Here is a 21,772-nt window from a genome sequence, read left to right as displayed (position 1 = left end):
CGTAGCGAGCCGGCACATCCGCCCAGGGCGCACCCGACCGCAGCACCCAGAAGATGCCGTTCAGAACCCGGCGGTCATCGACACCGGGCACGCCGCGCGGCTTGTTGGGAAGATGCGGCTCGATCGCAGTCCATTCGAAATCACTGAGTTCGTAGCGTCCCATCGCCAAGCTCCCCTTTCAGAGCTTGAATCACGAAATCGCCGCCGCTGGAATCGGCCGGACGCGCTTATGGGTTTACGGCCTAGGTCATCCTGCACATGCTGCGGCTCGGCGCTACGCAGGCCTATGTCGATCCGTTGGCCGCCGGCATTAACGATCTCCAAGAGTTGTCGAAGACGCACGAGACGATCTCAAAGGCCAAGACGCAGACCTGGCACCGCATCCTGACGCATTACCTGCCGCTGTATTTCCCGGAGATCGGCCGCTTCGCTGGCAATGGCCGCTCCGATTGGTTCCTGGCACTGATCGAGCGTTTCCCGACGCCCGGCAGCATCACCGCACTGGGGCGGGAAGCGTTCGTGGCCGAGGCATGGCCTTTGGTCGGCCGCAAGGTCTCCAAGGCGCGGCTGATCAACGACATCTACGACACGGCCTGCAGCTCGATCGCCTTGCCGGTGCCGGAGGAGAGTGTGGCAATCACAACGTTCCGCATGATCATTGCCCAGGCGCGAGGGCTGATCTGGGAGCGCAACCGGATCGAGGAGATCGCACAGGCCACATTGGCAGATCATCACGATTGCCAGTTGCTCCGACGGATTCCGGGTCTCGGACCAATCAACGCCCTGACAATCTTTGCTGAAGCTGGCGATCTGCGGCGGTTCGGCCACCATCGCCAGTTCCTGAAGTTCTGCGGCCTCGACCTCGCTACCTGCCAGTCTGACACACCCGCGGCCGGACCAAGCCGTCGAAGTACGGCAATGCCCGCCTGCGCCGGACGTTCTGGATGGCGGCGCGGGCACACGGTCTAGTTCGCGAGCGACCCGAAGCCCCGATAGTGAGGTATCGGCAACGAGCGCGAGGTTCTCGTGCGTGGAGTCATCCACGATGGTTAGTATCCGGAAGCGGCGGCCATCGGTGAACTGGTCGGAGACAAAGTCGAGCGACCCGCGCTCGTTGGGCCCGAGTGGCACCAGCATCGGCACTCTGATGCGGATGGCCCGTTTACGCCCACCGCGCCGACGCACCGTCAGCTTTCCCACGCGATAGAGCCGGAAGAGCCGCTTGTGATTCACGACATGGCCTTCGCGTTTGAGCAAAACATGCGGACGCCGGTAGCGGGCTCATCCCGCTAGTCGCGCGCAGGCGCTGACCAGGCCGGAACGATTCAACGCGCCGCCCGTTCGCGACTCCAGTTGCGTTCGGAGCTGCGTCGTGTGTGCGTCGCTTGTTGCGGTCCGGCCCTGCGGCCGAGACGATTGCCAGCCCAGTGGTGTCCCGCCGCGTCAACCGGCGTCAGCGCGGGCTCCAGCTGGAGGCATCGCGGACTTCAGAGACAGTCTCTGTTGATACGCTAGCGCTAGCATATTCCTTTGCATGCGCAAGAAGTTGATTCGATTTATACATCGATAAAATCGCAGAGCCGCTTTCACTGCTGCGGATTATAATAGTAAGAATTATATTTTCGAGGTGAAATATTCCTTCATTATATATAATGATTTCAAATAAGAAAGTTACTCGTGTGCGCCATTCAGGATTAAATCAGATTAGAAAATTATAAAGTTATCGATTAAAATATATATTGATTTAACTTACTGCTCATGGCGATGTCGATCAGCGTAATTTGTAGGAATAAAATAATTAGGCGACGCCTTGACGAATTGAGAAATATGTATCCGCTTTTGTCTGTATTGATTGAAGGGCTGAGAGAGAAATTTAGACCGATGTATTATTTTAAATTCATTGACATTAAGGGTAGGTCGCGATTTGTATGGTGGATTGTTTAGGAATATCAGATTGTTGGAGTTGCGGTAAGCGTTATCAAGCCGTTTTTGCCTAGAAACGCTCCGCTATGCCTCAGGACTAAGACGAGGTCGTCAATATGCGTGCTGCGCGCACGTTTCCCGCGCGCATGCCCCCCCGAGTGCCCGAACGGGAGGCAGGGTCACCGAGCGCATACGCGCACAGGGTGGCGCAATTAGATTTCTGAACCAGAAATGGGACAGCGTCCTCGCACAGAACGGTATGTCGCCCGCCAAATACTACCGAAGCTGCGCGGCCGTCTGCTTCCCAGAGGGCGCTAAGTTATTCGCAGATGCCAAATGCGGCTCCGTCGAGGCCCCCTGGCGTTCTGCGCCCTCCTCGCGCCGATGATCTGCCCATGATTGGCACGAACCTTTGCGTAACGTGTGCGGAATGTTCGTGGCAAAAGTGCCGATGGCTATGGAGGTTTCGGCCGCAGCACTTCGCTTACACTGATAGCGTCGTCGAATCATTTCTTCGTAAGCGCTGAGCCAGAGGCATGCCGCTTGCTCCAGATGCGGGGGAACGGCGGAACTTGACTTCAATGGCTTAACACCGCTTCCCAAGCTGACGTTCGCGGGTTCGATTCCCACTTCCGGACCCAAAGAGGGTGTGCCGAAGTGGGAAAGCTACCCGTCGAATCCGGAACAAAACGACGGAGTGTTTTCGTTTCCCACTAGGTGCTAAGGCATTGATTCCGCCTGCTTGAGGTTCCCGGGGAGAAGGTTGCGTGACCAGGCATCGTGACCTGGCGCGGCGAACGCCCTGGGCCGCTGAACTCTCAGGCAACAAGTACCTTGAGCGCTTCGCCGCTCGTGGCGCTTGCCGTCATGAAGAGGCCTCGTCGGGGGAGGTGGGTAAGGGCGGCGTCGAGCCATTAACCGTTTTGCACTGGCTACGGATCGTTTCGCTTTCGTCCCGTTCTGTTCCCGGTGGGACGTGCAAAACACAATCATGTGCCTGTCTGGCTTTTCGCGGGAACCGCATTAGCGGCGCTTAAGCGCAACAGCCTTCCGCAAATCAAAGACGCCGGCAGTCGCGGCGTTGATCGCGGGCTCCGCTCCGCGCATATGAGGGGACACGCCCGTTTCGACTGCCGATGCCGTCCCACGAAGAGGTGATCCCGACCATGATCCGTGCTTTCGACGCAAACGTCCTGCCGGCCACGGCGACCCATATTGCGGCCGATACTGCCGCGGCGACGGCCAGGGCGTTGGGAGCACTTCCGGAATGGGACCTCAGTCACCTCTATCCCGCGATGGATTCGCCGGTCTTCACGGCCGATCTCGACAAGGCGCTGACCGAGGCACAGGGCTTCGCGGCGCTCTATCGCGGCAAGCTCGCCCCCCTCGTCGACCGTCAGGACGCGGCCGTCCAGCTCACCCAGGCAATCAAGGCTTATGAAGCGCTCAGCGATCTGCTCGGGCGTATCGGTGCCTATGCCGGGCTGGTCTACTCCGGCGACACCACCGATCCCAAGCGCGCAAAGTTCTATGGCGACACACAGGACCGCCTGAATGCCGCGGTGACCGAACTGCTGTTCTTCGAGCTCGAACTGAACCGCATCGACCCCGCCATCATGGCCGGCATCGCCTCGCAGGCTCCGCTCTCGCACTGGAAGCCCTGGCTTGACGATCTCGCCAAGGACAAGCCGCACCAGCTCGAGGACAGGATCGAGGAGCTGTTCCACGAGAAGTCCATGACCGGGCAGGCCGCCTGGAACCGCCTTTTCGACGAGACGATCTCCTCGCTCCGCTTCAATGTGAACGGTGAAGAGTTGATCCTCGAACTCACCCTCAACAAGCTGCAGGACCCCGACGGCGCCGTCCGCAAGGCCGCGGCTGAGGCACTCAGCCTGGTCTTCCGGCAGCAGCTGCGCACGTTTGCGCTGATCACCAACACGCTCGCCAAGGACAAGGAGATCTCGGACCGCTGGCGCAAGTTCGAGGATGTCGCCGATTCCCGCCACCTCGCGAACCGTGTCGAGCGCGAGGTCGTGGACGCTCTGGTTTCGGCCGTGCGCGAGGCCTATCCGCGCCTCTCGCACCGCTACTACAAGCTCAAGGCCAAATGGTTCGGCCGCGAGCAGCTCGACTTCTGGGATCGTAACGCGCCGTTGCCGCAGGTCGAGCAGCGCACCATCCCCTGGTCGGAAGCGCGAGACACCGTGCTCGACGCCTACAACGCCTTCTCGCCTGAGATGGCCGGCATCGCCCGTCGCTTCTTCGACGAAAGCTGGATCGATGCGCCGGCGCGTCCGGGCAAGGCGCCGGGTGCGTTTGCTCACCCCACGGTGCCATCCGCGCATCCCTATGTGCTGGTGAATTACCAGGGCAAGCCGCGCGATGTGATGACGCTCGCCCATGAACTGGGACATGGCGTGCACCAGGTGCTGGCCGGGCCCAATGGAGCGCTGATGGCGCCGACGCCGCTGACGCTGGCAGAGACCGCCAGCGTGTTCGGCGAAATGCTGACCTTCCGCCGCCTGCTCGACGGGACCACCGATCGCAAGCAGCGCAAGGCGATGCTGGCGGCCAAGGTCGAGGACATGATCAACACGGTCGTGCGCCAGATCGCGTTCTATAGCTTCGAGCGCAAGGTCCATGAGGCGCGCCGTGCTGGCGAGCTGACCGCGGAGGCGATCTGCGAGCTCTGGATGAGCGTGCAGGCCGAGAGCCTGGGCCCGGCGATACGGCTGTCCTCGGGATATGAGCCCTTCTGGTGCTACATCCCGCACTTCATCCACTCGCCGTTCTACGTCTACGCCTATGCCTTCGGCGATTGCCTGGTGAACTCGCTTTACGGCGTCTACCAGAATGCGCCGGAGGGATTCCAGGATCGCTATTTCGCCCTGCTCTCTGCCGGCGGCACCAAGCATCACGCCGAATTGCTGGCGCCGTTTGGGCTGGATGCGCGCGATCCCGCCTTCTGGCAGATCGGCCTGACGATGATCGAGGGCATGATCATCGAGCTGGAAGGGATGGAGTAGGGCGGGGCACCGACGCACTATCCGTCATTGCGAGCGAAGCGAAGCAATCCAGCCTCGCAGCGCTCGACGTCTTTCTGGCTTGCTTCGCTTCGCTCGCAATGACGGTGAGCGATATCGCCTCGTCCGGCCAGGCGAGCGTCAGAACTGCAGCCGCAACCCGACCTGCGCGATATTCGCGGTGTAGTCGGAGTTCGGCGAGGTCGAGTTCAGGCGCTCATGGGTAAAGCTCGCCCGCACCGAGAACGTCCGGGTCAGCTTGTATTCCACGCGTGCGCCGATATTGGCGAAATCCTCGCGCAGGCCCTGGCCGTCATAATCGGTGCGCGTAAAATTCGCGAAGCCGGTCACGGTCAGGTTGCGCCGCAGCGCATGGGCGATCTCGATCGTGCCGCGACGCACCGTGGTGCCCGACGAGCCGGCGATCGTGGTGTCCCCGAGCTCGGAAGAGCCGCGCAGCGTCACGGTGGTCAGGGGTGTCGGTGACCACAGGATCGCGACATCGCCGACGATGCCACGCAGGTTCTTGAGGCGATCATCCTCGTATTTGCGGTCCTGGTAGCCGACCGAGACCTCGCCGGTGAGCTGCCGGCTGATCTCGACGGTCGAGCCGACGCGTCCAGTCAGCCCGAGCGACGAGCGCTCGTAGCCGTTGCTATCGACCTTCTCGTCAAAACGCCGCGTGTCGACCTCGCCCTGGACGAAGGGCCTGACGCCGGGGGTGAGTTCGTAGGAGGCGCGAAGGCGCAGGCCGTATTGCGTCTGGTTGCGGTCCTGCTGGCTCAGGATGGAACCGCTGCTGAGCCGTGCGTCTTCATATTCGCTGCGGTCGACGGAGCCGCGCAGCGTCAGCTGCAGGCGGTTGATGTCATGCGTCACGCCGGCCGAGGCGCCGTATTGATAGACCAGCGGGCGCCCCTTCACCGGCGCGTTCAGGTCGGGCGAGCCCGGCCGCTGGGTATCGAGGCGCAAGCGTGTCTCGAGCAGAATGCGGGTATCGCGCGTGGCGTCGAGCCGCAGGTCGAGCAAGCCGGTGGCGTCGGGGCGGGAGGCGTCCTTGTTGCGGAAGAACTCGACATAGCCGCCTCGCAGCGAGCCCTTGAGTTCATGCACGTTCCAGTCGGACTGGAGCGTGAATTCGCCTTCGTGGCGGCTGAAGCCCGACGCATCGCGATTGGGTCCGCTGACGCGCTGCGGATTGCTGTCGTGGCCGACTGAATTCTCGATCGACGGCCTCAGCGTCACGCCACCCAGCCGCAGGCCCAGAGCCTCATAGGGGTCGTCCTCGACGCGCACCCGGCGGCGTTGCGGGGGCGGCGGGGTCTGGACCGGCGGCAACCCGGTAACGACGGGCTGGGGCGCCCGGAACTGGCGCTGCGTCACGCCACGCGTCGCGGCAGCCTGGACGGGGCGGCTGGCACGTGGCGGCGGGTTGCGCGACACCACGGATGCTGGATTCTGGGCGAGGGTTGCAGGGTCGGGGATGCCGGTCGTCGCAGCATCCGGGTTGGCGGGCTCTGCGGGCGGCCTTTGCTGAGCGACATAGGCAGGTGTCGCCGTGCGCAGGCCGGACGCGCGAGACTGCTGTGCCTGCGCCTGCGAGGCGGCAAGCGTCATCAGAGCCAGGGCGACGCCGGGTCGCAGCAGAATCGACACGCGTGCGGACACGGGAACGCGCTAGCTCCAAGCAAGAACAGGCGCGCCGGCTGGCGCGCCTGGTTAATGGAGTTAGAACGAAGACGGTTAATGGGCCGTCAATGGCCCGGCAGATCAGCTCAATCGCGCTGATAGAGCAGGCGCGCGCGGATGGTGCCGTCCAGTGCCCGGATCTCGCGAAGCACGTCGATCGCCTCGGCGCCGACGCTGTCGGCCTCCATCACGACGTAGCCGACCTCGCCATCGGTCTGGTAGTTCTGCGCCGAGATGTTGACGTTGCGGTTGGCGAAGACGTCGTTCAGGCGGCGCAGCATGCCCGGCACATTGCGCTGGACATGGATGAAGCGTGTCCCGGCCGGGCGCGGCGTCAGCTGCACCTGCGGGAAATTCACTGCGCCCACAGTCGATCCGATATCCGAGTAGTCGATCAGCTTGCGCGCGACCTCGGCACCGATGCGCTCCTGCGCCTCTTCCGTCGAGCCGCCGACATGAGGGGTGAGGATGACGTTGTCGAGCCCTTGCAACGGAGACACGAAGCGGTCGTTGTTCGAAGCGGGCTCGACTGGGAAGACATCGAATGCCGCCCCGCCGAGATGGCCGCTGCGCAGGGCTGCGGCTGCCGCCTCGATATCGACGACGGTGCCCCGCGAATTGTTGATGAGATAGCTGCCCTTGCGCATCAGCGCGATCTCGTGCGCGCCGATCATGCCGGCCGTTGCCGGGGTCTCGGGCACATGCAGCGTGACGATGTCGCTGGAGGAGAGCAGTTCGCCGAGGCTTCCGACCGACTCGGTGTTGCCGTGGCGCAGGCGGTCGGTCTGATCGAAATAGATCACCCGCATGCCCATCGCCTCGGCGAGGTTCGAGAGCTGGCTGCCGATGTTGCCGTAGCCGACGATGCCAAGCGTCTTGCCGCGCACCTCGAAGGAGCCGATTGCGGACTTGTCCCAGCCGCCGGCATGTGCGGAACGCGAGCGATCCGGAACCCGGCGCAGCAGCATCACGATCTCGCCGAGCGTCAGTTCCGCCACGCTGCGCGTGTTGGAGAACGGCGCGTTGAACACCGGCACGCCGCGCATCCGGGCGGCGTCGAGTTCGACCTGGTTGGTCCCGACGGAGAAGCAGCCGACGGCGAACAGCCGCTTGGCCTGGGCAAAGACCTCGTCGGTGAGGTGCGTGCGCGAGCGGATGCCCAGCACATGCACACCCTCGACGGCCTTGAGCAGGGCCTCATGGTCGAGCGCCTTGGGCAAGCGCACCATGTTGGTGTAGCCGGCCTGGACCATCAGGTCTGCGGCGGAATCGTTGATGCCTTCGAGCAGCAGGACCTTGATACGGTCCTTCGACAAAGACAGGCGTGGAGTGGTGTTCTGCATGGCGATCGGGCTAGTTCCGGAAGGCCTTCGCTATAGACCTGCTGCGGCAGCGCACAAACAAAAAATCCGCGCAATGCCGCACTGCAACCGATCGCACGCGCCGTCATTGCGAGGAGCGGAGCGACGAAGCAATACAGGAACGGCAGAGCGCTACGTCCCCCTGGATTGCTTCGCTACGCTCGCAATGACGCTATGCCTTCTCGACGATCAGCGTCGCACCATCGACCCGCACCACCCGGACCTCGCTGCCCGCGAGCAGCTCCGGCCCGGTGACGCGCCAGGACGAGTCGCCCACACGAATGCGGCCTTCGCCGCCGGTCATGGTCGCGTCGAGGCGAAACACCTTGCCGATGAGCTGGCGGCCGCGATCGTTCAGCCCGGAGGCGGCGTCCGGTTCCTGGTCGCTGCGCCGCGTCAACCTGCGGCCCGCTAGCACGCTGACGACGCACAGGCCGGCGAAGACCAGCGCCGCGCCCTGCCAGCCGATGGCGCTGGCACCGACGATAGCGCCGGTCGCGAGGGCTGCGACCCCGAGCCAGATCAGGAAGATGCCGGGCAGCAGCATCTCGCCGCCGATCAGCAGCAGGCCGACGACGATCCAGGCCCAGCCGCCCAGCGATTGGAGAGCGTCAAGCATCGGGCAACCCTCAGCCGCCGCTGCGGCCGGTGGACGGCACGGAGACGGTTCTGCGCGCCTCGCCTGCGTCGTCCCCGAAGACAGCGCGTGTCAGCTGCGCGATGCCACCGACCGTTCCCGCCAGCGCGGCCGATTCGATCGGCACGATCACGACCTTGCTGTTGGGTGCGCTCGCGATCGCCCTGAGCGCATCGGTGTAGCGTTCCGCGATCAGGAAGTTCGCTGCCTGGATGTCGCCCTTGCCGATCGCCTCGGAAATCATCGCGGTGGCGGCAGCCTCGGCTTGGGCGGAGCGCTCGCGCGCCTCGGCGTCGCGGAAGGCAGCCTCCTTGCGACCTTCCGCTGCGAGAATCTGCGACTGCTTCATGCCCTCGGCCTTGAGGATCTCGGCCTGGCGCATGCCGTCGGCCTCGAGCACGGCGGCCCGCTTCTCGCGCTCGGCCTTCATCTGCCGGTTCATCGCGCCGACGATGTCGGCCGGCGGCAGGATATCGCGGATCTCGATGCGGGTGACTTTTACGCCCCAGGGAGAGGCCGCAGCGTCCATCACGCGCAGCAGCCGCTCGTTGATTTCGTCGCGATGAGACAGCAACTGGTCGAGGTCCATGGAGCCGACGACAGTGCGGATATTGGTCATGGTCAGCGTGATCAAAGCTTCGTCCAGCGCCGAGACCTCGTAGCGCGCCTTGGCGGCGTCGAGGACCTGGTAGAAGGCGGCGGCGTCGATGCGTACGCCGGCATTGTCCTTGGTGATTGCCTCCTGCGAGGGAATGTCGAGCACCTGCTCCATGACATTCACCTTGTGACCGATGCGGTCGATGTAAGGCACGATCAGCCCAAGACCCGCGCCGAGCGTGCGCGAATAGCGGCCGAACCGCTCGACGGTGTAGTTGTAGCCCTGCGGCACCGTGCGGACGCCGAGCGCGATCGTGAGAATGACGAGCGCCACCAGCACCACGACGACGATATCGTAGCCGTACAGACTCATCACATTCTCCCCCATGCGCCCCGACAGCTGGGGCCGCCGGGACCGTAGAGGATGGGGCAGGGCGATGGAAGCGCTGCCGGACGGCCTAGCGCCCCATCACATATTGCGGCAGCCAGGTGGTCAGCGGCGGCCAGAGCGTGATGGCGACAAGGACGGCGAGCAGCGGCACTAGCCAGGGCACGATTGCCCGCGACATCGCCTCGAAGCTGATCTTGGCGATCTTCGAGGTGACGAATAGCACGACGCCGACCGGCGGCGTGATCGTCCCGATCATCAGGTTGAGCACGAAGATCAGCCCGAACTGGATGGGATCGATGCCGAACTGCGCCGCAGCCGGCGTCAGGATCGGGATCAGGATCAGCATCGCCGCGAGCGCTTCCATGAAGCAGCCGACGAAGAGCAGCAGCAGGTTGACGATCAGCAGGAACATCAGCGGACTGCCCGCGAGATCGACAAGCATCGGGCCGACTGTCTGCGGGATGCGAGAGATCGACAGGCACCAGCCGAGCGCCGCAGCCGTCATCACCAGCGCGAGCACGACGCCGGTGGTCTCCACCGTCTGCACCACCAGTTCGGGCAAATCGTCGAGATCGAAGCTGCGATAGACGAAGAGACCGAGCACCAGGGCATAGGCGGTGGCGACGGCAGCCGCCTCCGTCGGGGTGAAGATGCCGAGCATCATCCCGCCGAACAGGATGACCGGTGTCATCAGCGCCCAATGCGCCTCCTTGTAGGCGACCCAGAGCTGCGCCGCGCCGGGGAAGGGGTGGCGCGGCAGGTCGCGCTTCCTGGCGATGTAGACGACCATCGTCATCAACGCGCCGGCCATCAGCAGGCCCGGGATGACGCCCGCGAGGAAGAGCCCGCCGATCGAGACGTCGGCCGAGACGCCGTAGATCACCATGGGCAGGGACGGGGGAATGATCGGCCCGATGGTGGCCGACGCCGCCGTGATCGCGGCAGCCGTCTCCGCGTCGTAGCCCTCGTCCTGCATCGCCTTGATCTCGAGCGTGCCGACGCCGCCGGCATCGGCCACCGCCGAGCCCGACATTCCGGCAAAGATCACGCTGGCGAGGATGTTGGCGTGGCACAGCCCGCCGCGCAGCCAACCGACGCAGGCCGTGGCGAAGGCGAAGATGCGGTCGGTAATCCCCGCCGAGTTCATGATGTTGCCCATCAGGATGAACAGCGGAGCCGCCAGCAGCGGGAAGGAATTGGCCGATTGCGCGATCTTCTGCGGCACGATTCCGAGCGGGAAGCCACCGAAGACGGCGAAGGCGATCGCCGCCAGCCCCATCGAGACGAAGAGCGGCACGCCAATCAGCAGGGAGGCAAACCAGACCGGCAGGATCTGGAACATCAGGGTGCTCATAGCGGCTGCGTCCCCGGTTCGGGAGCCTCGAAGCGGCGGCCGGCCAGCACGTCGGCGATCTCCGCCAACGCCTGCACGATCAATGCCAGGCCCGCGAGCGGCATGACGATGTAGAGCGCGGCGGCAGAGACCGGCAGCGCGATCGACTCGACGTCCCAGTTCCTGTCGATCAGTCCGATCGAGTAGCGCATCAGCATTGCGGCGAAGACGATGATGGCAACCTGCGTCAAGATCTCGAGCACGCGCCCGGCACCGGCCGGCAGGCGCTCGGCGAAGACCGTGATGCGGATATGCGAGCGCCGGCGCGCCGCGATGATCCAGCCGACGAAGCCGGTCCAGACCAGCAGGTATTGCGCGAGCTCGTCGGTCCAGGCGAGCGGTGCGTTCAACTGCCGCGAGAGCACGCCCAGCAGCACGGCCGCGAGCAACGTCAGCAGCAGCGTCACGGCCGCGTAGCGCACCAGACGGTCACAGAGTTGGAGAAGGGATTTCACGGTATCAGGACCATTTCGAATGACTCCGATGAAACACGCGGGTCATCCCGGGCGCAGCGAAGCGGAGACCCGGGATCCATTCCGGAGTGCCTTCCAGCAAGGCCCCGGAATGGATCCCGGATCGGCGCCGCTAAGCGGCTTGTCGGGGATGCCCCTTCAACTGGACAGCGCTTGCTGCCGCCTCACAGCGCCGCGAGCGCGTCCCAGGTGCCCTTGCCCCATTTGCTCTCGAACTGCTTGGGCAGTGTCGCGAGCACCGGCTTGCTGAAGCTCTCCAGATCCGGCTCGGTCACGGTCATGCCGGCCGCCTTCAGCGTGGCGACGAGGCTGCCTTCCTGGTTGGTGAGTTCGGCATCCTGCCAGGTCACGCCGTTGGCGATCGCGGCTTCGAGCACCGTGCGGTCGGCCTCCTTCAGCCCCTTCCAGAAATCGCTGTTCACGATGACGAGGCGCGGCGTGATGATGTGCCCGGTCAGGATCAGGTGCTTCTGCACCTCGTGGAGCTTGGCCGAGTGGATGGTGGGCAGCGGGTTCTCCTGCCCGTCGACCGCGCCCTGGCTCAGCGCGAGGTAGAGCTCGTTGAAGTTGACCGGCGTGGCCTTGCCGCCCCAGGCCTCGACCATGGCGCGGAAGGTGTCGACAGGTGGCACGCGCAGCTTGAGGCCGGCGACATCGGCGGCGCTCTTGACGGCCTTCGAGCCGGTGGTGAGGTGGCGCTTGCCGTAATAGGTCACGGCAGCCATGCGCATGCCGCGCTTCTTTTCCAGCTCGGCGTTCATCTGCGTGAAGACCGGCGCCTTGGCGACCTTCGACATATGCGCGGCGTCGCGCCAGAGATAGGGCGCCTCGACCACGGAGAGCTGGGGCAGGAATGAGCCGAGCGCGGCGGCGCCGTCGGTGGTCATGGTCAGAGCGCCGGAGGCGACCGATTCCATCATGTCCTTGCCCGAGCCGAGCTGGCCCGCCGGGAAGGTCTGGATGTCGACGCGACCTGATGTCTTCTCCTTCACCTCCTTGGCGATGCGTTCCACCATCTGGACCTGCGGATGGGTGGCAGGCAGCATTTCGCCCCAGCGCAGCACGGTCGCCTGGGCGCGTGCGATCGCGGGCATGAAGACGGTGGCTCCCAGCGCCGCAGAACCGGCCAGGAACTCTCGTTTCGTGATGACTGTCATGGTATTCTCCCTCCCTGATGCGGCCGGTTTCCGGCTCGGTATGGTCAGTGCAAGCTGTGTCGCAAATGTCGTCCTAGTAGGTCATGGCCCGGTTGCGGGCATTGCCGATATGCACGCTCATCTCTTCCGCGGCCCGCTGCGGGTCGCGGCTCTCGATGGCGGTGATGATCTTGAGGTGGTCCTGCATCACCGGCACCAGGATGTGGTTCTGGATGCGGGTCTCGTATTGCCGGATCAGCCTGATTTTCAGCCAGGTGACGCGGAAGGCCTGGCTGACGATCTCGTTGTCGAGATGGTCGATGATGGCCTCGTGCAGCATCCGGTCGACGTCCTCGGCATCCTCGATGATGCCCTCATCCCCGCCGGCTTCTGCGCGGGCGATGATCGCCTCGTGCCGCGCGCGCTGCTCGGCGATCTCCTCGTCGGTGGCGTGCTCGGTGTAGAGCGCGGTCGCCTCGCGCTCGAGGAAGAGCCGGAACTGGAAGGCGTTGCGGATCAGGTTGAGGTCGACATGGGCGATCTGCATGCCGCGTTGCGGCACCGTCTTGATCAGCCCCTCCGCCTCTAGACGGGGCACGAGCTCGCGGATCGCGCCGAGCGGAAACCCGGTCATCGCCACGAGTTCGCGCTGGGTGACGAACTGGCCCGGCTTGATGTCGCGCGCGAGAAGACGCTCGGTGAAGCTGGCATAGGCCCGCTCCCGCAGTTTCAGCGGTTCACCTTCGCGCTCCGGCTCGGACTGGGTCAACGCCTTCTCCCTTTATGGTTTCGGGATCACGCCGCCTTGGCGCGGGTGATCGTGTCGTAGGACGCAAAGAGCCGATTGCGCTGCGATTCGTCGAGCGCCAGCAGCGGTGCGCGCATCGCCCCATAGCCGGCATCGCCGTGGATGTGCCCGACCAGCGCCTTCACGGCCGCCATTACCGGATAGGAGCAGATCTCGTCGACGAGCGCGTTCACGAGGGGGTTGTCCTTGCCCTCATAAACCATCGGCCGCAGCAGGCCCGGCACGAGATTGGCGACGCCGCAGATCGAGCCCTGCGCGCCGGCACGAACCGCCTTTGCGAGCTGGCGTTCATCGCCGACCAGGATCGCGAGTTCGCCATGGGCCTTCAGCAGGGCTTCGGTATTGGCGTAGCTGCCAGAGGAATCCTTCACGCCGGCGATCAGGCCGGGAAACGCGGTCTTCAGCCGCTGCACCAGCCCGACGCTGATGTCGACGGCGGTCACCGAGGGGATGTGGTAGAGGATGACATTGCGGGCGCTGCCGCCGAGCTTGTCGAGGAACTGCGAGAACCAGGCGAACAGGCCCTCGTCGCTGACGCCCTTGAAGTAGAAGGGCGGCGCCACGAGCAGGCCCTTCGCGCCGGCATCGAGCGCGACCCGCGCCTGCTCGACCGCTTCGTGCAGGGAGGAGGCGGCGATGCCGGCATAGATCTGCTTCGCGGGATCGATGCCGTCTCCGATCAGCGCGCCCATCATCGCGGTGCGCGCCGGCAAGCCCAGCGCCGCGCCTTCGCCTGTGGTGCCGAACAGGGTGACGGAGTCGCAGCCTTGGGCGAGGACGTGGCGCGCGTGTTTGACGAGGCGGGGCAGGTCGACGCCACCGCCTTCTCGCATCGGCGTGGTGATCGCGCAGGAAAGGCCGAAGCGGTTGGGGTCGATGCTCATGGAAGCCTTCTTTCAGAACACTCTGCTGACTGACATGTTAGGATGAGGTCACTCGCCCCGCAAGCGGTGGCACGGCCCCGGTCTTCGCGAAGGTCACCCGTCCTTGAGGCCGCCCGCCGATAATCCGGCGACGATCTGGCGCTGGGCCAGCACGGTCACCAGCAGCACCGGCAACGTGACTAGCAGGGCCGCCGCGGCCAGAGGGCCCCAGGAAATTTGCTCGAAGGTCAGGGAGTTGTAGACCGCCGAGGGCAGGGTCCGGCTGTTCTTGCCGCCCAGCACCACCGAGAAGATGAAGTTGTTCCAGGAGAAGATGAAGGCGAGGATGCCGCCGATGACGATGCCGGGCTTGGCGAGCGGCAGCGCGACGTGGCGAAAGGCCTGCCAGGTCGTGGCGCCGTCGATCCGCGCCGCGTCCTCGAGTTCCATCGGGACGTTCTCGAAGTACCCGATCATGATCCAGACGATGATCGGGATCGTGATGACGAGATGGGTGATGACCAGCGCCGTGATGGTGCCCACCAACCCGGTGATCTGGAACAGCAGGAACAGCGGGATCAGGTAGGACAGGGCCGGTGTCATCCGCGCGACCAAGATCAGGATGGCGAATTTCGCCGCCTTGCCGCGCGCGATCCCGTATCCGGCCGGCACGCCGACCAGGAGTCCGACCAGCACGGCGCCGCCGGTGACGAGGATCGAGTTCCAGAGATACAGCGCGAAATTGTTCTGCGCGAAGACGTCGACATAGTTCTTCAGCGTCGGCGGGTCCGGGATGAAGACCGGCGGGAAGGCGGTATTGTCGAGCTCGTTCTTGAACGACAGCGAGATCATCCAGAGGAAAACCAGGATCGCCGGCGAGACCAGCACGAAGACCGAGGCGTAGAAGCCGAGCTTCTTCAGGAGGCGGATCATCGCGTGGCCCTCGCCGTCATTGCGAGGAGGCGCAGCCCACGAAGCAATCCAGGGACAACACGCAATCCTGTCGGATTGCTTCGCTGCGCTCGCAATGGCGGAGACAGGCTCATCACGCGTTCCACTTCGACTTCTGCCGCGCATAGAGCAGCAGCAGCGAGAGCATGATGACGATGATGAAGAAGATCACCACGACGGCCGAGGCGTAGCCGATCTTGTAGAATTGGAACGCCTGCAGATAGAGGAAGATGTTCAGCGTCTCCGACGCCGTGCCGGGGCCGCCCTGCGTGATCACGAAGATCGTGTCGAAGGCCTTCAGCGCATCGATGGTGCGGATCACGATCGCTACCATGATGAAGGGCCAGACCAGCGGCAGCGTGATGTGGCGGAACATGTGCCAGTCGCTGGCGCCGTCGATCAGCGCGGATTCATAGGGCTCGCGCGGCAGGCCAGCGAGCCCGCCGAGCACGATCAGCATGACCAGCGGCGTCCAGTGCCAGACCTCGACCAGGATCAGCGTCGGAATGACGGTGTTGGGGTCGTAGACCCAGCTCTGCGGGCCGATGCCAACCAGCGAGAGCAGGTAGTTGAGCACGCCGAGCTGCGGATGGAACATCATCGTCCAGACCAGCGCGACCGCCACCGGCGTCGCCATCATCGGCATGATGAAGACCGTGCGCAGGATGCCCCGGAACGGGAACTCGCGGTGGAAGACGAGCGCAGCGGCCGTGCCGAACAGGATTGGCAGCACAACGGCCAGCACCGTGAAATACAGCGTGTGCCCCATCGACTCGATGAAGCGCGCATCCTTGAAGAGCTCGGCGAAATTCTGCAGGCCGACGAATTCCGGCCCGCCGCCGATCTTCCAGTCCTGCGTCGACATGTAGAGCGTGAACAGCCAGGGGAAGACGATGACCGCCGCGATCACGAACACCGCCGGCACCGCGAACAGCCAGTAGCGCGGCGTGAAATCCGCCGAGTGCTGGAACGGAGCCGGGTGGAGCGGGGCCGCCGTGGTCGCTGAAGGCAAGGTCGTGGCTGTCATTGGGTCATAGACGATCTGTTGCAAACTCGACGCCTCTATCCTTCTCCCGGATGGGAGAAGGTGGCGTGGAGCGCCGGATGAGGGTGTGCCCGAACACCAGCCGAGCCGAACCGTCGCGCTCTCATCGGCGAGGGCGGTCCCTCATCCCTACCCTTCTCCCACCCGGGAGAAGGGTTCCCCGCGCACATCTTCCGACAGGAGCAGTCTTCAGCCCTGCTCGCTCTTGGCCAGGACCGGAGCAAACGTCTCCGTCGCTTTCTTAAGTTCCGTAGCGACATCGGTGCCGCCGAGCGCGTTGGTCAGCGCCACGCCGAAGACATCGCGGAACTCGGTGACCGGGATGATCTGGGGCAGGGCGGCGCGCGCCACCTTGGCCGAGCCGAGCAGGCAGTCGAAATACTGCTTGCCGAACTTCGACTGGGTGATGGTCTCGGTGTCGAGATAGGCCGACGAACGGGCCGGCGCGCCGGCGCCCGCCTTCAGCATGGCGAGCTGCTGCGCCTTGTTGGTGATGAACTGGATATAGAGCCAGGCCGCTTCCTTCTTGGCAGAGCCGCGCGAGATGCCCATGCCGTCCCCGAACATGCCGGCGTGATGCGCCTTCGGGCCGGGCGGCGTGATGCCGTAGCCGACCTTGCCGACGATCCGCGACTTGGTGGGGTCCTCCAGCGGCGTGGCGAAGCCGATGCCGTCGAGCCACATCGCGGCGCGGCCCTGCATGAAGGTGGTCTGGCACTCGTTCCAGTTGAACCCGACCTGGCCGGCGGGACCGGAGTCCTTGTTGAGCTTCTTGTAGAGTTCGGCTGCCCAGATCGCTTCCGGCGTATCCGTCAGCAGCTTGCCTTCCGCCGAGGTGAGCTCCATGCCCTGGCCGAGTTGCAGGCAGGCCCAGACGGGGACGTTGGCGTTCTTCAGGCCGCGCGAGACGAAGCCGGCTATGCCCTTGGCCGGATCGTGCAGCTTGGCGGCTGCCACGGCCATTTCGTCCATCGTCTTGGGGTACTCGACGCCCTTCGCCGCGAACAGCTCCTTGTTGTAGTAGACCATCCAGTAGTCGACGAAGTAGGGCAGGGTGTCGAGCGCGCCATCGCTCTGGCGGGCGTAGGCTACGGCGCCGGCGCCGAAATCATCGAACTGGAAGTCCGGCGAGGTCAGCGAGGCGTCCTTGATGAAGGGCGTCAGGTCGGCGAACCATTTGCCCTTTGCCGCCATGCGCTTCTGGACGTGCAGCGAAATGGCGCTGACGTCGAAGCTCGGCTTGCCCGAGGCGAATTCGATCACGGCCTTCTGGCGCTGCTGCTGTTCGGGAACCTGCTCGGCCGAGACCTTGATGCCGGTGAGCTCCGTGAACTCCTTCTCCGCCGCTTGCATCAGGTCGGAGCGCGGGTTCTTGACCAGCAGCACGTCGATCGTCGTGCCGGCGAAGCGTTTCCAGTTGAAAGCCGCCTGAGCGTGCGACTCGCGCAGCACCAGCGGCGAGACGATCGTGCCGGCGGCGCCGAGCGCTGCGGCGCCACGCATCAGGCTACGGCGGGTCGGCTTGAGGATGTCGTCGGTCATCAGTGTTCCCCTCCCTTGGGATATGCCTCGACCGGTTTTCCGGCCTGTCTGTTGACGAGCGCCGCGATGATGGCGAGGCTCGATCTTGATCGGGAGGCTATTCCACTTCAAATGCGGTTGCAAGCTAACATGTTGGCGTGCACATAGGTCGGGATGCCTCACGGAGCGCGCGCGATGACGGTTGCCAATCTGCCCTCCAGCACCCGCAAGCTCGGCCGTTCGGGACTGGATGTCTCGCCGCTGGGCTTCGGCGGTGCGCCCCTCGGCGATCTCTATGGCCTGCTCGATGAAGCGCAGGCGGTTTCCGCCGTGGAGACTGCCATCAACGGTGGCGTCACGCTCATCGACACCTCGCCGCTTTACGGTCACGGGCTCTCCGAGCACCGCATCGGCGCGGCCCTGCGCCGCGTGCCGGGCAGGGCTGTGGTGCTCTCGACCAAGGTCGGCCGCGTCGCGGAACCTTTTGGCCCGCGCGGGGATGGATCGGGCTATCGCGGCGGCCTGCCGCATGCCTTGCGCTTCGACTATTCCTATGACGGCGCGATGCGCTCGCTGGAGCAATCGGCGCTGCGGCTCGGGGTCGATCATATCGACATCGTCCTCATCCATGACGTGGACGTCTGGACGCATGGCCGGGACGCGATCGAGGCGCGCTTTGGCGAGGCCATGGATGGCGCCTACCGCGCGCTGGAGAGCCTGCGCGCGGCAGGGGCGGTCAAGGCGATCGGGGTTGGCGTCAACGAGGCCGACATGTGCGAGCGCTTCGCCCGGGCCGGGGATTTCGACACGATGCTGCTGGCCGGCCGCTATTCGCTGCTGGAGCAGCCGGCGCTTGAGCGCTTCATGCCGCTGGCGCTGGACAAAGGCATAGGCCTGATGCTCGGCGGCGTCTTCAACTCCGGCATCCTCGCTACCGGGCCGGTCGAGGGCGCCAAGTACAACTACCAGCCGGCACCGCCCGGCATCAGGGCGCGGGTCGGTGCGCTCGAGTCCGTCTGCCGGCATCACGGCGTACCCTTGAAGCGCGCGGCGCTGCATTTCGCGCTTGGCCATCCCGCCGTCGCCAGCCTCGTCATGGGCGCGGTTTCCAGCGCGGAGGTCAGCGACCAGATCGCCGAGTTGGCTACGCCTGTGCCGGCCGCGCTCTGGGCCGACCTCAAGGCGCAGGGACTGCTCGACGCCGACGTGCCGGTGCCCGCGTGAGCGGCGCGCGCATCGATGCCCACCAGCATTTCTGGACGCTTGCGCGGGGCGACTATGATTGGCTGACGCCGGAGTTGGGGCCGATCCATCGCGATTTCGGGCCTGCGGACCTGGCGCCGCTACTCGCCCGCCACGGCATCGGCCGCACCATCCTGGTCCAGGCCGCGCCGACGCCGGCAGAAACCGCGTTCATGCTCGACATCGCCGCCGCGACCCCGTTCATTGCGGGGGTTGTCGGCTGGAGCGACTTCGAGGCGCCCGACGCCCCCGCTGCGATTGCGAAGCTGGCAGCGAACCCGCTGCTCGTCGGGCTCAGGCCGATGGTGCATGACATTCCCGACAGCGACTGGCTGGCGATGCCCTCGCTGGCTCCTGCCTTCGAGGCGATGATCTCCAATGATCTGGTCTTCGACGCCCTGCTCAGGCCGCCGCATATCGCGCCCATGCTGAGCATGCTTGAACGTCATCCCGGCCTCAGCGTCGTGATCGACCACGCGGCCAAGCCCGACCTCACGAGCGGCGACCTCGCATCCTGGCGCGAGGGTCTCGCGGCGCTGGCGGCGCACCCCAACACGGTCTGCAAGCTCTCGGGGCTCGTGACCGAGGCTGCGCCCGGCTGGACGATTGCGACCCTGCGCCCGGTCGTGGAACACCTGCTCGAAACTTTTGGGCCGGAGCGCCTGCTCTGGGGCAGCGACTGGCCCGTAGTCACTCTGCGTGCCGACTATGCGCGGTGGTTCGATACCGCCGAGAACCTGCTTGCGGGACTGTCGGCCGTGCAGCGCGAAGCGGTGTTCGGCGGCAATGCGAGGCGCATCTACCTCGCTCACAGGGGGCGTGACTGACATGCTGGAGCGACCATGCTGAAGGGGATCGATCCCGTCCTGAGCGCCGATCTGCTCTGGCTGCTCGCGGCAATGGGCCATGGCGACGACCTCGCTCTGGTCGACGCCAACCACCCGGCCGAGACGATCGCGCGGGCGACGACCAGTGGCCGGCTGATCCGGCTGCCGGGCCTGACCCTGGAGCGCGCCGCGCGCGCCATCCTGTCGGTGCTGCCGATCGACGATTTCGAGCCATCGCCGGTGCGGCGGATGCAGGTGGTCGGCGACCCCGCCGCGATTCCCGACGTCCAACTGGCGGTCCAGCGCGAACTCGACCGCGCTGCCGGGGCGCCGCTGCCGCTCGTCGGCATCGAGCGCTTCGCCTTCTACGACGCGGCGCGGGCGGCGTTCGCCGTCGTCCAGGTCGGCGACCCCCGGCCCTATGGCTGCTTCCTGCTGCGCAAAGGCGTCATCGCCGGCGAGCCGGGTTGAGGCTCGCCCGGGATCAGGGCGCCGCGCCGACGAGCCCGAGGTTTTCGCGCGCGTGCCAGCGCCAGAGCATCAGCACGGCGACGATGGCGAGCGCCACCGCCAGTCCGATCCAGATGCCGATGCCGGCGAGCGGCGTCCAGAAGCCGAGCGCGGCGGCCAGCGGCAGGCCGATGACCCAATAGCCCAGCCCGGCATAGATCATCGGTATGCGGGTATCGCCGAGGCCTCGCAGGATGCTGGAGCCCACGACCTGGGCCCCGTCGGCGATCTGGAAGATCGCGGCGTAGAGCAGGAAGGACATGGCCAGCGCGGCGACCTCGGCGGCCCCGGGCTTGGCGATGTCGAGGAAAGGGCCGACCAGGACCTGCGGCGCAAACAGCATCACCAGCGCCGTCAGCGCCATGAAGCCCAGTCCCAGCGCTATCGCCGTGCCGCCGGCCCGCGCGATGCCGTCCCTGTCTCCCGCGCCAAAGGCCCGGCCGACCCTGACGGTCGCTGCCTGGCCGATCCCCATCGGCACCATGAAGGTGAGCGAGGCGATCTGGATGGCGATCGCATGCGCTGCCAGCGAGGTCGGGCCAATCAGCCCCATCAGCATGGCGGCGCCGTTGAAGATCACGACCTCGAAGGCCAGCGTCGTGCCGATCGGCAGCCCGAGCTTCCAGAAGGCGCGGAAACGCTGCCAGTCCGGCACCCAGAACCGGCCAAACAGCCGGAACCGCCGGAACCGCCGATCGCGCATCACGACCACGGCCATGCCGACGAACATGAACAGCGAGGACAGGCTCGTCGCCAGCCCCGACCCTGGCAGGCCCAGCGCAGGGAATCCGAGCGCGCCGAACATCAGACACCAGTTGGCAAGAGCGTTGAATGCAACCGCGATCAGAACCACGACCGACGCAGTGAACGGCCGCTGCAGCGCAGCCACGAAGCCGCGCAGCACGAGGTAGAAGAAGAACGGCAGCAGGCCCCATTGCAGCGTGTGCACATAGGAGGCAGCGGCGCGCGAGAGCGCCGGGTCCTGGCCCATCGCGCGCAGGATCGCCTCCGCCTGCCAGAGGAACAGCCACATCGGGCCGACGATGGCGACCGCTGCCCACAGGCCCTGCCGGACGGTGCGGCGGACATCGCGCACCGCATGCCGGTTGCGTCCGAGCTCGATCGAGATCATCGGGGGAACTGCTGCCATAACGCCGATCCCGAAGATCAGCACAGCCATGTAGAGATTGGCGCCGAGCGCCCCCGCTGCCAGCGCCTCGGGGCTGAGATGGCCCATCATCACGACATCGGTCGCCGTCATGGCGGTCTGGGCGATGTTCGTCAGCACCATCGGCCAGCTCAGTGCGAGCATGGCCTTGGCCTCGGTGAACCAGGGGTTCACCTCTCGGGTCGTGGGTGCGAAATCGGACATGGGGAGCCGC

General features: G+C 65.3%; 18 protein-coding genes and 2 pseudogenes. 5 read left to right on the top strand and 15 right to left on the bottom strand.

Annotation, left to right across the window (positions count from 1 at the left end; all coding sequences use genetic code 11):
* A partial coding sequence (locus AC1D2L_RS04670) for a transposase (protein ID WP_476844675.1) occupies positions 1-163 on the bottom strand: 163 nt, incomplete at its 3' end.
* 83 nt (positions 164-246) lie between these two features.
* Between AC1D2L_RS04670 and AC1D2L_RS04665 the strand changes: the two are divergent.
* Positions 247-980: pseudogene (locus AC1D2L_RS04665) on the top strand (transposase); the annotation flags it as partial.
* Here the strand turns inward: AC1D2L_RS04665 and AC1D2L_RS04660 are convergent.
* A pseudogene (locus AC1D2L_RS04660) lies at positions 958-1,275 on the bottom strand (IS3 family transposase); the annotation flags it as partial. The pseudogenes AC1D2L_RS04665 and AC1D2L_RS04660 sit on opposite strands and share 23 nt — an antisense overlap.
* A gap of 1,814 nt (positions 1,276-3,089) precedes the next feature.
* Here AC1D2L_RS04660 and AC1D2L_RS04655 point away from each other — a divergent pair.
* Entirely contained in the window at positions 3,090-4,949 is a 1,860-nt protein-coding gene (locus AC1D2L_RS04655; RefSeq protein ID WP_476844633.1) for a M3 family oligoendopeptidase, read from the top strand.
* 138 nt (positions 4,950-5,087) lie between these two features.
* On the opposite strand, the gene AC1D2L_RS04650 is transcribed toward AC1D2L_RS04655, so the two are convergent.
* From AC1D2L_RS04650 to AC1D2L_RS04595, 12 genes are all read right to left on the bottom strand, one after another.
* Complete coding sequence (locus AC1D2L_RS04650) at positions 5,088-6,614, bottom strand: outer membrane beta-barrel protein (protein WP_476844632.1); 1,527 nt, start codon at positions 6,612-6,614, stop codon at positions 5,088-5,090.
* Between the two features lie 107 nt (positions 6,615-6,721).
* Positions 6,722-7,978, bottom strand: a complete 1,257-nt coding sequence (gene serA / locus AC1D2L_RS04645; protein WP_476844631.1) for a phosphoglycerate dehydrogenase — start codon at positions 7,976-7,978, stop codon at positions 6,722-6,724.
* A gap of 190 nt (positions 7,979-8,168) precedes the next feature.
* A complete protein-coding gene (locus AC1D2L_RS04640) occupies positions 8,169-8,615 on the bottom strand; it encodes an NfeD family protein (protein WP_476844630.1) in 447 nt (148 codons plus the stop codon).
* Between the two features lie 10 nt (positions 8,616-8,625).
* Entirely contained in the window at positions 8,626-9,603 is a 978-nt protein-coding gene (locus AC1D2L_RS04635; RefSeq protein ID WP_476844629.1) for an SPFH domain-containing protein, read from the bottom strand.
* Between the two features lie 85 nt (positions 9,604-9,688).
* Positions 9,689-10,975, bottom strand: coding sequence for a TRAP transporter large permease (locus AC1D2L_RS04630; protein ID WP_476844628.1), 1,287 nt, complete (start codon positions 10,973-10,975; stop codon positions 9,689-9,691).
* A complete protein-coding gene (locus tag AC1D2L_RS04625; RefSeq protein ID WP_476844627.1) occupies positions 10,972-11,469 on the bottom strand; it encodes a TRAP transporter small permease in 498 nt (165 codons plus the stop codon). The genes AC1D2L_RS04630 and AC1D2L_RS04625 overlap by 4 nt, the downstream gene beginning before the upstream one ends.
* A gap of 182 nt (positions 11,470-11,651) precedes the next feature.
* A complete protein-coding gene (locus AC1D2L_RS04620; RefSeq protein WP_476844626.1) occupies positions 11,652-12,644 on the bottom strand; it encodes a sialic acid TRAP transporter substrate-binding protein SiaP in 993 nt (330 codons plus the stop codon).
* Positions 12,645-12,717: 73 nt separating this feature from the next.
* Complete coding sequence (locus tag AC1D2L_RS04615; protein ID WP_476844625.1) at positions 12,718-13,392, bottom strand: GntR family transcriptional regulator; 675 nt, start codon at positions 13,390-13,392, stop codon at positions 12,718-12,720.
* Between the two features lie 26 nt (positions 13,393-13,418).
* Entirely contained in the window at positions 13,419-14,315 is an 897-nt protein-coding gene (locus tag AC1D2L_RS04610) for a dihydrodipicolinate synthase family protein (protein WP_476844624.1), read from the bottom strand.
* A gap of 93 nt (positions 14,316-14,408) precedes the next feature.
* Positions 14,409-15,227, bottom strand: coding sequence for a carbohydrate ABC transporter permease (locus tag AC1D2L_RS04605; protein WP_476844623.1), 819 nt, complete (start codon positions 15,225-15,227; stop codon positions 14,409-14,411).
* Positions 15,228-15,339: 112 nt separating this feature from the next.
* Positions 15,340-16,272: a carbohydrate ABC transporter permease gene (locus tag AC1D2L_RS04600; protein ID WP_476844622.1), complete on the bottom strand. Its 933-nt coding sequence runs from the start codon at positions 16,270-16,272 to the stop codon at positions 15,340-15,342.
* Between the two features lie 207 nt (positions 16,273-16,479).
* Positions 16,480-17,832: an ABC transporter substrate-binding protein gene (locus tag AC1D2L_RS04595; protein WP_476844621.1), complete on the bottom strand. Its 1,353-nt coding sequence runs from the start codon at positions 17,830-17,832 to the stop codon at positions 16,480-16,482.
* Positions 17,833-18,006: 174 nt separating this feature from the next.
* Between AC1D2L_RS04595 and AC1D2L_RS04590 the strand changes: the two genes are divergently transcribed.
* Genes AC1D2L_RS04590 through AC1D2L_RS04580 form a run of 3 tightly spaced genes read left to right on the top strand, consistent with a single transcriptional unit; the run spans position 18,007 to position 20,351 of the window.
* Positions 18,007-19,035, top strand: coding sequence for an aldo/keto reductase (locus AC1D2L_RS04590; protein ID WP_476844620.1), 1,029 nt, complete (start codon positions 18,007-18,009; stop codon positions 19,033-19,035).
* Entirely contained in the window at positions 19,032-19,880 is an 849-nt protein-coding gene (locus AC1D2L_RS04585; protein WP_476844619.1) for an amidohydrolase family protein, read from the top strand. The genes AC1D2L_RS04590 and AC1D2L_RS04585 overlap by 4 nt, the downstream gene beginning before the upstream one ends.
* A gap of 15 nt (positions 19,881-19,895) precedes the next feature.
* Complete coding sequence (locus AC1D2L_RS04580; RefSeq protein ID WP_476844618.1) at positions 19,896-20,351, top strand: RbsD/FucU family protein; 456 nt, start codon at positions 19,896-19,898, stop codon at positions 20,349-20,351.
* A 13-nt stretch (positions 20,352-20,364) separates the two neighbouring features.
* Here AC1D2L_RS04580 and AC1D2L_RS04575 read toward each other — a convergent pair whose 3' ends face one another.
* Positions 20,365-21,762, bottom strand: a complete 1,398-nt coding sequence (locus AC1D2L_RS04575; protein WP_476844617.1) for an MATE family efflux transporter — start codon at positions 21,760-21,762, stop codon at positions 20,365-20,367.
* Positions 21,763-21,772: the final 10 nt, after the last annotated feature.

The sequence above is a fragment of the Allobosea sp. P1_B10 genome (genome assembly GCF_056406735.1).
This window is presented reverse-complemented; position numbering and strand designations above follow the sequence as displayed.